A 12191-nucleotide genomic window follows, 5' to 3' on the forward strand; every position below is an offset into this window, starting at 1 on the left:
TCATGAGCAAGATCGTGCTCGGCCAGAACCAGTACGGCAAGGCGGAAGTCCGGTTGGTCAAGATCACCCGGGACACCAAGCGACACGAGATCGAAGACGTCAGCGTGACTTCGCAACTGCGCGGAGACCTCGACGCGGTACACACCGAAGGCGACAACGCGCACGTCGTGGCCACGGACACCCAGAAGAACACGGTGTACGCGTTCGCTCGCGACGGCGTCGGCGCGATCGAGACGTTCGCGCTGCGTCTCGGGAAGCACTTCACCGGCGAGTTCGAGTGGATCACGGGCGGCCGCTGGGAGATCGAGCAGTACTCGTGGGCGCGGATCCCGGTCGACGGCGAGAGCCACGACCACTCTTTCGTCCGATCCAGTGACGAACGGCGGAACACCGTGGTCACGATCGACGGCGACCGGACGTGGATCGTGTCCGGTCTCAGCAACATGGTCGTGTTGAAGTCGACGGGTTCGGAGTTCCGCGGATACCCGAAGGACAAGTACACCACCCTGCAGGAGACGTCCGACCGGATTCTCGCAACGTCGGTGAGCGCCCGATGGCGGTACCTCACCACCGACGTCGACTTCGACAAGACGTTCGAGAACGTACGCGCAATCATGTTGGAGGCGTTCGCCACAACCCATTCGCTCGCGCTGCAGCAGTCGCTGTTCCAGATGGGTTCGGCGGTCCTCGAGGCGCATCCGGAGATCGCCGAGGTGAAGTTCTCGATGCCGAACAAACACCACTTCCTGGTCGACCTGGAGCCGTTCGGACTCGACAACCCCGGTGAGGTATTCTTCGCGGCCGACCGCCCCTACGGGTTGATCGAGGCGACCGTCGAGCGTGAGGGCGCGCCCGACGCCGGCCGCGCCTGGGACTCCGTTCCCGGATTCTGCTAGGAGCGCGGGGATGAAACGGATCGGACATCGGGTCGCCGGAACGACCGGACCCGAAGACGAGCGTTTGCCGCTCGGAAAGTCGTACATCTACGGGTTGCAGCACATCCTGACCATGTACGGCGGCGTGATCGCACCGCCCCTGATCGTGGGCGGCGCCGCCGGACTCACCGGCGTCGAGATCGGCTTGCTCGTGTCGGCGGCCTTGTTCGTCAGCGGCGCCGCCACCCTGCTGCAGACCCTCGGCGTGCCCTTCTTCGGCGCCAGACTCCCCCTGGTGCAGGGCATTTCCTTCGCCTCGGTGTCGACGATGGTGGCGGTGGCCGCCGGTCCGGGCGGGCTGCGCTCCGTGTTCGGAGCGATCATGGTCGCCGGCGTGATCGGATTGTTGATCAGCCCGTTCTTCTGCAAGATCGTGCGCTACTTCCCGCCCGTCGTCACCGGGTCGATCATCACGGTCATCGGCATCTCCCTGCTCCCGGTCGCCGTGCGGTGGGCGATGGGCGGCAACGCCAAGGCTCCGGACTGGGGGTCGATGTCCAACATCGGACTCGCCGGGTTCAGCCTGTTCGTCGTGTTGCTGGTGAGCCGACTGGTCCAGGGCACCCTGTCGCGGTTGTCGATCCTGATCGGCATCGTGGTGGGCACCCTGTTCGCCGCCCTGATCGGCAAGGCCGACTTCAGCGCCGTCGGGAAGGGTGCGATCTTCGAACTGCCGCAGGTGTTCGCGTTCGGCACCCCGCTGTTCCAGATCGGCGCGATCATCTCGATGACGGTGGTGATCCTGGTGATCATGACCGAGACGACGGCGGACATCCTCGCGGTCGGCGAGATCGTGGGGACGAAGGTGGACGCCCGCCGGGTCGGCGACGGACTCCGCGCCGATATGCTCGCCACCACCGTGGCGCCGGTGTTCGGGACGTTCCCGGCCAGCGCGTTCGCCCAGAACGTCGGGCTCGTCGCGATCACCGGGATCAAGAGCCGGTACGTCGTCGCGGCCGGCGGTTCGGTCCTGTTCGCCCTGGGCTTGTTCCCCATTCTGGGTCGGCTGGTGGCCTCCGTGCCGCTGCCCGTCCTCGGCGGTGCCGGGATCGTGCTCTTCGGTTCGGTGGCCGCGAGCGGAATCCGCACCCTGTCCAAGGTGTCGTACGACGGCAATCTGAACCTGGTGATCGTCGCGGTGGCCCTCGGATTCGGCGTCATCCCGATCGCGGTGCCCGAGTTCTACTCGGCCTTCCCGGAGTGGGTGCACATCGTCTTCGACTCGGGAATCAGCGCGGCGAGCATCGTCGCGGTGTTGCTGAACATCCTGTTCAACGAGATCAAGGCAGGCAACCGGCCCACTCCCTCGGTGGTGTCGGCGGCGCCTCCCGTCGCCGTCCACCGCGCCGAGGACACGGAGCACCCGGCCGACACCGAGCTGCCGGATAACGAACACCGGGCGGACACGGCGCGCACCTCCGTCGTGCGCAATGAGTGATCAACCGTATCAGCCGACGCTGACGCAACTCCGCGCGTTCGCCGCCGTCGCCACCCACCTGCATTTCGGCTCGGCGGCATCGGATCTCGGGATCAGCCAGCCCACCCTCTCGCGGGCGCTGGCTGCTCTCGAGACCGGGCTCGGGGTCACCCTGATCGAGCGGAGCAGTCGCCGGGCGATCCTGACCCCGGTCGGCGGGCGACTGCTTCCGTACGCCCAGCGCACCCTCGACGCCACCGAGGAATTCGTGGCCTCGGCCACCGCGATGGCGTCGCGCCGTATCCGGACCCGGTGAGGGTGGGGACGCGGGCGGGCGGCCTCATCCCACCTCGGCCCGCAGCAGAGACGCCATCCGCGCGTCGAACGCCACGAACAGCACCCGCGGGATCCCGGAGTCCGAGTCGCGGACGGCGCCGACCGCCTGCCGGACGGCGTCGTCCGCGGGCCAGCCGTACACCCCGGACGAGATCAGCGGGAACGCGACGGACTGCGCGCCGAGGTCGGCGGCCACTGCCAGGCTGGCGGTGTAGGCGCTGCGCAGGGTGGCGGACCGGTCGTCCGAAGAGGAGTAGACGGGGCCGACCGTGTGGATCACCCATCGGGCGGGCAAGCGGCCCGCCGTCGTCGCGACCGCCTGTCCCGCCGGTAGTCCGTCCTGCAGCGTGGTGGCCCGCAGTTGCTTGCATTCGGCGAGGATCTCGGGGCCCCCGGCCCGGTGGATGGCACCGTCCACTCCACCGCCGCCGAGCAGTCCGGAGTTGGCGGCGTTGACGATCGCGTCGACCTCGACCGTCGTGATGTCACCCTGCACTACCTCGATGGTGGTCATGTGCCCATTATCGCCGCGAGCCCACAGCGATCCGCACGATCAGGCCGGCGACCAGCGCCCAGAACGCGGACCCGATGCCGAGGATGCTCACCCCCGAGGCGGCGATCAGGAACGTGACGACGGCGCCTTCCCGTTCGCGGACGTCGTCGAGGGCGGATGCCAGGGCCCCGCCGAGGGTGCCTAGGAGGGCGAGTCCGGCGACTGCCTCCACGACGCCCTCGGGCGCCGCGGCGATGAGGGTGGCGACCGCGGCGGAACACGCCGCGAGCACCAGGTACGCCCAGCCTGCCGTGAAGGCCGCGACCCAGCGTTTCCGCGGGTCGGGATGTGCGGACGGCGCGGCGGCGAGGGCGGCGCTGATCGCGGCGAGGTTGATGGCGTGCCCACCCGCGGGGGCGCCGACGAGGGTCCCGACACCGGTCACCAGCATGGCCGGCCGCCACGGCACCCGGTAGCCGAAGGAATTCATGACGGCGGTGCCGGGAATGTTCTGGGACGCCATCGTCACTATGTACAGCGGGATCGCGATCCCGACCATCGCCTGCCACGTCCATGCCGGCACCGTGACGTCGAGCCTCGGCAGGAGCGCGCTCGTGTCGAGGGTGTCGCTGCCGGAGACGAGACCGACCGCGATCACCACCGCGGCGGCGGCGAACGCGGCCGGGACCGCCCATCGCGGCGAATACCGCTGCAGGACCAGCCACACGAGGACGACGGGCGCGACGGCGAGCGGGGCGTCACGCAGCGCCAGCACCGGCGCCAGGCACAGCGGCAGCAGCACCCCTGCGAGCATCGCCTGCGCCAGCGCCGGGGGGATGGCGGCGATGAGCCGTCCCAGCCGCGGCCACAGCCCGGTGAGGATGACCGCCGTCCCCACGACGGCGAACGCGCCGACCGCGGCCGGCCACCCGCCGCTCACCGTCCCCGCCCCGGCGAGGAGCGCCGCACCCGGCGTCGACCATGCGAGGGTGATCGGCATGCGGTAGTGCCGCGACATCCACAGCATCCCCAGCGCCTGCGTCACACACAGCGCCAGCAGCCCCGACGCGGCCTGGGCGGAGTTCGCGCCCACCGCCGTCAGCCCGGTGAGTACGACCGCGAACGAACTGGTGAAGCCCACCAGGGCGGTGACGATTCCGGCGCTGATCGGCTGGGCGGCGGAATCCGGTGAACGCACATCACTGTCGGGCACAGACATAGGACGCGATTCTGCCCGACGCGCGGTGCAGACGATCCGTGGCATTAGGGTCGGGACGGTGAAACACGCCGACGCCCCCGCGATGCCGACCGCCGCCGACTTCCCCGCCCTGTGGCCGGTGCCGACCCGCTGGGCGGACAACGACCACTACGGGCACGTCAACAACGTCACGTACTACTCGTATTTCGACACCGCCGTCAACGGGTGGCTGATCGCGACGACCGGCACCGACATCCGGGATCTGCCCGCGATCGGCGTGGTCGCCGAGACGTCCTGCAGGTATGTCAGCGAGCTGACGTTCCCGGACCGCCTGCAGGTGGGATTGTCCGTCGAGAAGCTGGGCACCCGGAGCATCGTGTACGCCTTGGCGATCTTCCGCGAGAACGGCGACGCACTCGACCTCGCCGCTCTCGGCCGCTTCGTTCACGTGTACGTGGACGCGAAGACCCGCAAGCCCGTGCCGATTCCCGACGAAATTCGCAGCGCCGTAACCCTTCTGGTGGTGCCGGACACGCTCTGACGGCCCGGCACCACCGGGTGGTTCAGTGCAGGCCCTCGGCCTCGGCCGTGGCCACCGCCCGGGCGATGATCCCGTCGATCAGCGCGACCGTCGGCGCGCCGGTCTCGGCCTTGTTCCGGGGGTCGTCGATCACGCGGCGCAGCACGCCTTCGGCGATGATCGCCAGTTTCCACAACGCCAGCACGTGCCAGTACCCGACGTGCGTGACGTCGCGTTTGGTGTGGTGGACATAGGCCTCCACGAGTTCGGCCCGGGTCGGGAATCCCTCGAGGGTGGAGGCGGGGAACGGTCCGGCATCCTCGTCACCCGCCTCGGGCCAGTAGGCCAGCAGCGCGCCCACGTCGGCGAGGGGGTCGCCCAGCGTGCACAGTTCCCAGTCGACCACCGCGACCACCTCGCCCTCCTCCGGCGAGGTGATGACGTTGCTCAGGTGAAAATCACCGTGCACCAACGACAGTTCGGCCTGTTCCGGCATGTTGCGTTCGAGGATCCCGGCCAGATCCTCGATCGCCGGGACCTCCCGGGTGTGGGACTTCGCCCACTGATCCGTCCAGCGCTTCAACTGCCTTGCCGCGTAAGGCTTGTGGCTGGCCAGATCCTCCAGCCCGGCGTCCCGGAGGTCGACCGCATGGATCTTGGCGAGCGCCTTCGGCATCGCCAGCCCGACGGCGTTCCGCTGTCCGGGTGTCAGCTTCTTCGCCACGCCGACACTGTCGATCACCACCCCCGCGACGTAACTCATCAGCACGAGCGGCGCGTCCGTGACCTCCGGATCTTCGGTGAGCCCGAGGATCTTCGGCACCGGAACGTCGGATCCCTGCAGAGAGGACAGAATCCGGTGTTCGCGGACCACGTCGTGCGCCGACGCGAGCAGATGTCCGAGCGGTGGCCGCCGAAGCACCCACCGTCCGCCACCCGCGTCGCTGACCGCGTACGTGAGATTCGACTGACCGTTCCCGATCCTCTCGAAGCTCAGCGGCGCGATCGCTCCCACACCGAGTCCGGCAATCCACGCGGAAACGGCATCTTCGTTCAGCCCCACAGCATTCACGCGCTCGATGCTAACCGCTCGGAAGCCCGATGCGGAGGGAACCGGTCCGCACCGCAGGTCGCGGCCCTAGGGTGGCAACAGTGAGGCCGATTCGGCCGGAACTGGAGGGACGGACGTGGAAGTTTTCCTCATCGTGTGTGGCGTGCTCCTCGCCGTGAGTGCCGTCGCCGTGAGCATTCCCAAGCTGAGACTGAAGGGAACCGCGTGGACGGGGTTGCAGGCCCGGGGCCTGAGCGGGCAGCAGGTGCGGCTGATCGGCGTGGCGGAACTCGCCGGAGGTATCGGCGTTCTCGTCGGCCTCTACTGGACTCCGCTGGGTGTGATCGCGACGGTGGCGCTGCTGATTCTCCTCCTGTGCGCTATCGCGTTTCACGTCAGACACGGCGATTACGGCAATCCCGACACCCGGGGAGTCGCGATGCCCGCGGTCTACCTCGCGGTGCTCGCCGTCCTCGCCTCGATCGGGTTCGTGTTCGCAGGGTGATCCGGACGTTTCGGACAATTGCAGCGACAACCATGCGTCGGTGGCATTCGCATTGGTCATTAGACGCAGCATGACACCCTCAACACCCCCGAAACTGGGCATTCTGCTCGACGTCGGTGGTGCCACTTGCGCACTTCGCATTCCCGTGGATGCTGTGAAGTAGGACACACCCGTCCTACCGCAGTACCCGTCTCCGACGAACCCACAAGGTTCACGGACTCGACAACACGAGGTGACCCCGATGGTCGACAAGAGTGCCTATCCGGTCCAGCTCATCCAGCCGGACGGCCGACGGGTCTTCAGACCCGACTACACGAGCCTCGTCCGAGACATCGGACCCGACCAACTGCGCGACCTGTACGAGGATCTCGTCGTCGCGCGTCGGATGGATGTCGAGGCGGTCGCTCTGCAACGCCAGGGTGAACTGGGACTCTGGGCCCCATTGCTCGGTCAGGAAGCCGCCCAGGTCGGCTCCGCCCGCGCGCTCCGTCCCGACGACTACGCGTTCATCAGCTACCGCGAACATGCCGTCGCCTACTGCCGGGGCGTGGACCCGGGTGTGATGACCCACATGTGGCGGGGATGCGCCCATTCCGCCTGGGATCCGAGTTCCGTGAACGTGACGAATCCGGCGATCGTGGTCGGCTCCCAGGGGCTGCACGCCACCGGGTACGCCATGGGCGCCCACCTCGACGGTGCGGAGATCGCGACGATCGCCTACTTCGGCGACGGCGCCACCAGTCAGGGCGACCTCGCGGAGGCCCTCGGCTTCTCGATGAGTTTCAACGCGCCGGTCGTATTCTTCTGCCAGAACAACCAGTTCGCGATCAGCGAACCGGTCCACCTGCAGAGTCCCGTCCCCATCGCACAGCGCGCCGCCGGTTACGGCATGCCCGCCCTCCGGGTGGACGGCAACGACGTTCTCGCGGTCCTCGCGGTCACCCGCCAGGCCACCCAGCGGGCCCGCGAAGGCAGTGGGCCGACGTTCATCGAGGCCATCACGTACCGCATGGGTCCCCACACCACGTCGGACGATCCCACCCGGTACCGGGCGGCGGCCGAGACGGAGATCTGGAAGGCCCGCGACCCCATCGACCGGATGAGGCGACTCCTCGACCGGGAGGGACTGCTGGGCGACGAGTTCCTCGCCCGGGTGCAGGCCACCGCCGACGCCGTCGCCGCGCGACTGAGGACGGGGACCGTCGAGGCGCCCGACCCCGCGCCGCTCGACCTGTTCGACCACGTCTATTCCACCGACCACCCGCTCATCGAGGAGGAACGCGAGCAGTACGCCGCGTACCTCGCAGGTTTCGCCGGCATCGAGGAGGCACTGTCATGACCACCATTACGCTGTCGCTCGGCGCCGCACTCAACGCAGGTCTGCGGCGCGCTCTCGAACACGACCGGAAGGTCGTGATCATGGGCGAGGACGTCGGACGCCTCGGCGGGGTCTTCCGCGTCACCGACACCCTGCAGAAGGACTTCGGCGACAACCGGGTCATCGACACCCCGCTCGCCGAATCGGGGATCGTCGGCGCCGCGTTCGGGATGGCCCTGCGCGGCTACCGGCCGGTCTGCGAGATCCAGTTCGACGGATTCGTCTACCCCGCGTTCGACCAGATCGTGTCGCAGGTCGCCAAGATTCACTACCGCACGCAGGGCCGGGTCACCGCGCCCCTGACGATCCGGATCCCGTACGGCGGCGGCATCGGCGCGGTCGAACACCATTCGGAGTCGCCGGAGGCGTACTTCGTCCACACCGCCGGACTCCGCGTCGTCACCCCCAGCAACCCGGCGGACGCGTTCCACATGATCCAGCAGTCCGTCGCGGCGGACGACCCGGTGGTGTTCTTCGAACCGAAGCGGCGGTACTGGGACAAGGCCGAGTTCGACGTGGACGCCGAACCCGACCTGCCGCTGCATCGGGCCCGGGTGGCCCGGGTGGGCACGGATGCCACCATCGTCGCGTACGGCTCCGTCGTGCCGACGGCCCTGTCGGCCGCGTCGATCGCCGCCGACGAGGGGCACTCCCTCGAGGTGATCGACCTGCGCTCCCTTTCCCCGATCGACTTCGACACCATCGAGGAATCGGTTCGCAAGACCGGCAGACTCGTCGTCGCGCACGAGGCGTCGACGTTCCTCGGGCTGGGTGCGGAGATCGCGGCCCGCATCTCCGAGCGGTGTTTCTACCAACTGGATGCGCCCGTCCTGCGGGTCGGCGGATTCGACGTCCCGTATCCGCCGTCGAAGCTGGAACGGCACCATCTGCCGGACGCCGACCGTCTGCTCGACGCCGTCGATCGCAGTCTCGCGGCCTGATCGCCCACATCGGAGGAGAGGAGTCGTCCGTTGGCACAGGAATTCCGCCTACCCGATCTCGGTGAGGGACTGACGGAGGCCGAACTGGTCTCCTGGGCCGTCGAGGTGGGCCAGACGATCGAACTCAATCAGGTAATCGGCGAAGTCGAGACAGCGAAGGCGCTCGTCGAGTTGCCCTCGCCGTATCCGGGTGTCGTGGAGGAACTGTTGGTCGCCCCGGGCGCGACGGTCCCGGTGGGGACACCGATCATCCGGATCGCGACGGATGCGGCCACCCAGGAGGCTCCCGCGCGCACGCCCGTCCTGGTGGGGTACGGGCCCGAAGCCGCCGCCGAGAGCAAGCGCGCCCGGCGGCGATCCGTCGGCCCGGAGAGTGCCCGCCCGGAGGCTGCCCGCACGGATGGTCGGCGCCCCGACGCGTCGCCGGCCGCCCGGCTCGCGGCGCGTGAACGCGGGATCGACCTCGCGGTCGTCGCGGGGACGGGGCCGTCCGGTGCCGTCACCAGGAACGACGTGGAGTCCCACGCCGGATCGACCGAGCATGCCGTCTCGCCGGAGCCGTCCGAGTCGCTGCAACGCGAGACCCGCACCCCGATCCGCGGCGTCCGCAAGCAGACGGCGGCGGCGATGGTCCGCAGCGCGTTCACGGCCCCGCACGTCACCGAATTCGTCACCGTCGACGTCACGCGCTCGGTGGAACTGCTCGAGCGTCTGCGGGACCTCCCCGAATTCGAGGGGCTGTCGGTGACCCCGCTGAGTCTGGTCGCGAAGGCGATGATCGTCGCGTTGCGGGCGAACCCGAGCCTCAACGCCTCGTGGGACGAGGAGAACCAGGAGATCGTCACCAAGCACTACGTCAATCTCGGTATCGCCGCGGCCACACCCCGCGGTCTGATGGTCCCCAACATCAAGGAGGCCCAGTCGCTGAGCCTGGTCGAATTGTGCCGCGCGATCACCGAACTGACCGCGACCGCGCGCAGCGGCAGGGCCGAACCGGCACAGCTGACCGGCGGCACGGTGTCGATCACCAACGTCGGGGTGTTCGGTGTCGACGCGGGCACGCCCATCCTCAGCCCCGGCGAGGCGGCCATCCTGTGCCTCGGCAGCGTCGGCAAGCGACCGTGGGTGCACGAGGACGAACTCGCGGTCCGGTGGGTCACGACGTTGAGCGTGTCGTTCGATCACCGGGTGGTCGACGGCGAGCAGGGGTCGAGGTTCCTGTCGTCCGTCGCGGCCATGCTGCACGATCCCGCCTCACTGCTCGCGCACCTCTGATCCTCGGTACGTTTGGTCGGTGAGCACTTCCCGAGCGTCCCCGGTCGACAAGCGTGTGCCGGTGGCCGAGCCGCTCCGCCGGGCCAGGGCGGGAACGTTCGGGATCTTCGGGATCAACGGGTTCCTGCTGGGCATGTGGGTCGTGCACATCCCGGCGATCGAGCACCGGACCGGCATCAGCCACTCCACGCTGGGTTCGCTGCTGCTCCTGCTGGCGGTCGGCGCGATCGGCGGCATGCAGGTCAGCGGCCCCCTGGCCGACCGGTTCGGCAGCAGACGGATGGTGATCGTCGCCGGACTCGCGCTGTCGGTCGCCACCGTGGGTCCGGGGCTGGCGTCCACTGCCTGGCAACTCGGTCTCGCCCTACTCGTGTTCGGCTTCGCCAACGGCGCACTGGACGTGTCGATGAACTCCCAGGCCGTGGAAGTCGAGCAGCGGTATCGACGGCCGATCATGTCGGCGTTCCACGCCCTGTTCTCCGTCGGCGGGGTGGCGGGATCGCTGCTCGGCGCGGCGACGCTCGCCGCCGGATGGGCGCCGCTGACGGCGCTGCTGGTCGCCGGCGGCATCGGGGTCGTCACCGTCGCCGCGGGCTCCCGCCAGCTGATGGCGGACCGTTCCCGCTCGCGGCACGACCCGGAACCCGCCGAGAAGGCCCACGGCCGACTGTCCGCGCGGGTGCTCGCGCTCGGCGGCATCGCCTTCGTCCTCATGCTGTCGGAGGGTGTCGCGAACGACTGGAGCACCCTGCAGGTCAAGGAACACCTCGGAACGTCCGATTCCGTCGCTGCCCTCGCGTTCGGCGCCTTCTCGGTGATGATGACGGTGGGCCGGTTCACGGCCGACCGCGTGAGCGCCGCGCTCGGCCCCGTCGCCGTCGTCCGCTACGGCACCCTGATCGCCGCGCTCGGCATGCTGCTCGTCCTCGTCTCGGGGTTGCTCCCCCTCACGATCCTCGGCTGGGCGCTGTTCGGCCTGGGACTGTCGGGCTGCGTCCCGCAGATCTTCACCGCCGCGGGCAACCTCGGTGCGGGTTCCGCGGGCACCAACATGTCCCGCGTGGTCGGGCTGGGGTACGTCGGATTCCTCGCCGGACCGGCCACCATCGGCTGGATCACCCAGGTGGTCCCCCTGACCGTCGCGATGGTGGTGCCCCTGGTCTGCGTGCTGGTGGCCGCCACGTTCGCGGGGGCGGTCCGGCGCACCTGAGCCTCACGCGACGGTGCGGTACCTCAGCATCATGTCGTGATCCTCGTGGTCGAGGATGTGACAGTGCCGGACGCACGCTCGTCGCACGACGAGCACCGTTCACCGACCTCACAGCGGCCGCTCATGGATCACTCAGCGTCGGTTGGCACACTGTGTGTCGTGACCGAATCGACTAGCAGGCTTCGTCACAGTGTTCGTCGCCTCGCCTTCGCCGCGGCGGGTGTGGTGGCACTGTGCGCGCTGTACCTCATCCGCCCCGAATCGTCGGGTCTCGTCCTCCCGGAGGCACTCCGACCCGTCGCCGAACCCGTGATCCAGGCGATCGACGTCACGACGGTCCTCGCAGCGGCCGTCGTTCTCGCCATCGTCGCGGCGATGCGAAAACTCTCGTACGGCATGGCTGCGGTACTGCTGCTGTGTATCGGCGCGAATCTCACCAGCGCCGCCGTACGGGCCTGGGAATCGGATGCGCCGTCCGCGCTGCTGCCGAGCGGGCACGTCGTCGCCGTCACCGCCCTGTGGGGTTCGGCACTGCTGGTGTCGGCGCCCCGGTTCCGGCCCGTCATCGCGGGCCTGGGCTTCGCCGTCGTCCTCGGTGTCGCGGGCGCCGCTGCGCTCGTCGAGACCAGCGGCATCTTCGGCCTCGCGGCCAGTCTGATCATCTTCGCGATCTGGTGGGCGCTGGCGTCCACCCTGATGCTGTACTCCCCCGTCGCGGCCGAGCGCGAAGAGCGCCGGCCCGACACCGCGGCCATCGCCTTCTCCCGGCACCTGTAGGCGGCTCCGCCGCCCGTGCGCCTTTTTGGTAGCTCCCACTACCAGAAAGGCGCACGGGCCCGGAGGGCCTACAGGGCTTTGAGTTCCTCGGTGACCTCGGAGACCGACTTCTTCGCGTCCCCGAACAGCATCGAGGTGGTGTCCGCGAAGAACAG

13 protein-coding genes and 1 pseudogene are annotated in these 12191 nt (G+C 68.9%); 10 read left to right on the top strand and 4 right to left on the bottom strand.

The window, feature by feature from the left end:
* Positions 1-2 precede the first annotated feature (2 nt).
* The 3 genes and pseudogenes from pucL to MLGJGCBP_RS42110 all read left to right on the top strand — a co-directional run.
* A complete protein-coding gene (pucL, locus tag MLGJGCBP_RS42100) occupies positions 3-896 on the top strand; it encodes a factor-independent urate hydroxylase (protein ID WP_160103508.1) in 894 nt (297 codons plus the stop codon).
* Positions 897-906: 10 nt separating this feature from the next.
* Entirely contained in the window at positions 907-2373 is a 1467-nt protein-coding gene (locus MLGJGCBP_RS42105) for a nucleobase:cation symporter-2 family protein (protein ID WP_087558538.1), read from the top strand.
* A pseudogene (locus tag MLGJGCBP_RS42110) lies at positions 2366-2632 on the top strand (LysR family transcriptional regulator); the annotation flags it as partial. The gene MLGJGCBP_RS42105 and the pseudogene MLGJGCBP_RS42110, both read left to right, overlap by 8 nt.
* 60 nt (positions 2633-2692) lie before the next feature.
* Here MLGJGCBP_RS42110 and MLGJGCBP_RS42115 read toward each other — a convergent pair.
* The gene (locus MLGJGCBP_RS42115; RefSeq protein ID WP_160103510.1) at positions 2693-3202 is read right to left on the bottom strand and encodes an O-acetyl-ADP-ribose deacetylase; all 510 of its coding nucleotides are present in this window, start codon (positions 3200-3202) and stop codon (positions 2693-2695) included.
* 7 nt (positions 3203-3209) lie between these two features.
* Complete coding sequence (locus MLGJGCBP_RS42120; RefSeq protein ID WP_160103512.1) at positions 3210-4400, bottom strand: benzoate/H(+) symporter BenE family transporter; 1191 nt, start codon at positions 4398-4400, stop codon at positions 3210-3212.
* Between the two features lie 82 nt (positions 4401-4482).
* On the opposite strand from MLGJGCBP_RS42120, the gene MLGJGCBP_RS42125 reads away from it, so the two are divergent.
* Positions 4483-4920, top strand: coding sequence for an acyl-CoA thioesterase (locus MLGJGCBP_RS42125; protein WP_160103526.1), 438 nt, complete (start codon positions 4483-4485; stop codon positions 4918-4920).
* A gap of 22 nt (positions 4921-4942) precedes the next feature.
* On the opposite strand, the gene MLGJGCBP_RS42130 is transcribed toward MLGJGCBP_RS42125, so the two are convergent.
* Positions 4943-5971 (bottom strand): phosphotransferase family protein, encoded by a 1029-nt coding sequence (locus MLGJGCBP_RS42130; protein ID WP_087558542.1) that lies wholly within the window; start codon positions 5969-5971, stop codon positions 4943-4945.
* A 115-nt stretch (positions 5972-6086) separates the two neighbouring features.
* Here MLGJGCBP_RS42130 and MLGJGCBP_RS42135 point away from each other — a divergent pair, with 115 nt between their 5' ends.
* The 6 genes from MLGJGCBP_RS42135 to MLGJGCBP_RS42160 all read left to right on the top strand — a co-directional run bounded on the left by MLGJGCBP_RS42135 (position 6087) and on the right by MLGJGCBP_RS42160 (position 12036).
* Positions 6087-6455, top strand: coding sequence for a DoxX family protein (locus MLGJGCBP_RS42135; protein ID WP_160103514.1), 369 nt, complete (start codon positions 6087-6089; stop codon positions 6453-6455).
* A gap of 241 nt (positions 6456-6696) precedes the next feature.
* Positions 6697-7794, top strand: a complete 1098-nt coding sequence (gene pdhA / locus MLGJGCBP_RS42140) for a pyruvate dehydrogenase (acetyl-transferring) E1 component subunit alpha (RefSeq protein WP_160103516.1) — start codon at positions 6697-6699, stop codon at positions 7792-7794.
* Positions 7791-8774 carry an alpha-ketoacid dehydrogenase subunit beta gene (locus tag MLGJGCBP_RS42145; protein ID WP_160103518.1) on the top strand — a complete coding sequence of 328 codons (984 nt, stop codon included), beginning with the start codon at positions 7791-7793 and terminating at the stop codon, positions 8772-8774. The genes pdhA and MLGJGCBP_RS42145 overlap by 4 nt, the downstream gene beginning before the upstream one ends.
* A 30-nt stretch (positions 8775-8804) precedes the next feature.
* Positions 8805-10049 (top strand): dihydrolipoamide acetyltransferase family protein, encoded by a 1245-nt coding sequence (locus tag MLGJGCBP_RS42150; protein WP_160103520.1) that lies wholly within the window; start codon positions 8805-8807, stop codon positions 10047-10049.
* 61 nt (positions 10050-10110) lie between these two features.
* Positions 10111-11259, top strand: a complete 1149-nt coding sequence (locus MLGJGCBP_RS42155; RefSeq protein ID WP_160103528.1) for an MFS transporter — start codon at positions 10111-10113, stop codon at positions 11257-11259.
* A gap of 159 nt (positions 11260-11418) precedes the next feature.
* The gene (locus MLGJGCBP_RS42160; protein ID WP_160103522.1) at positions 11419-12036 is read left to right on the top strand and encodes a hypothetical protein; all 618 of its coding nucleotides are present in this window, start codon (positions 11419-11421) and stop codon (positions 12034-12036) included.
* A gap of 68 nt (positions 12037-12104) precedes the next feature.
* Here the strand turns inward: MLGJGCBP_RS42160 and MLGJGCBP_RS52480 are convergent.
* Positions 12105-12191: NAD(P)(+) transhydrogenase (Re/Si-specific) subunit beta (locus MLGJGCBP_RS52480; RefSeq protein ID WP_236581209.1), on the bottom strand; the 87-nt coding region annotated here is incomplete at its 5' end.

The organism is Rhodococcus sp. T7 (assembly GCF_009872365.1).
Taxonomy (GTDB): domain Bacteria; phylum Actinomycetota; class Actinomycetes; order Mycobacteriales; family Mycobacteriaceae; genus Rhodococcus_F.

Coding starts and splice junctions, on each gene's coding strand:
- pucL (WP_160103508.1), top strand. CDS start 3: ATGAGCAAGATCGTGCTCGGCCAGAACCAGTACGGCAAGGCGGAAGTC.
- MLGJGCBP_RS42105 (WP_087558538.1), top strand. CDS start 907: ATGAAACGGATCGGACATCGGGTCGCCGGAACGACCGGACCCGAAGAC.
- MLGJGCBP_RS42115 (WP_160103510.1), bottom strand. CDS start 3,202: ATGACCACCATCGAGGTAGTGCAGGGTGACATCACGACGGTCGAGGTC.
- MLGJGCBP_RS42120 (WP_160103512.1), bottom strand. CDS start 4,400: ATGTCTGTGCCCGACAGTGATGTGCGTTCACCGGATTCCGCCGCCCAG.
- MLGJGCBP_RS42125 (WP_160103526.1), top strand. CDS start 4,483: ATGCCGACCGCCGCCGACTTCCCCGCCCTGTGGCCGGTGCCGACCCGC.
- pdhA (WP_160103516.1), top strand. CDS start 6,697: ATGGTCGACAAGAGTGCCTATCCGGTCCAGCTCATCCAGCCGGACGGC.
- MLGJGCBP_RS42145 (WP_160103518.1), top strand. CDS start 7,791: ATGACCACCATTACGCTGTCGCTCGGCGCCGCACTCAACGCAGGTCTG.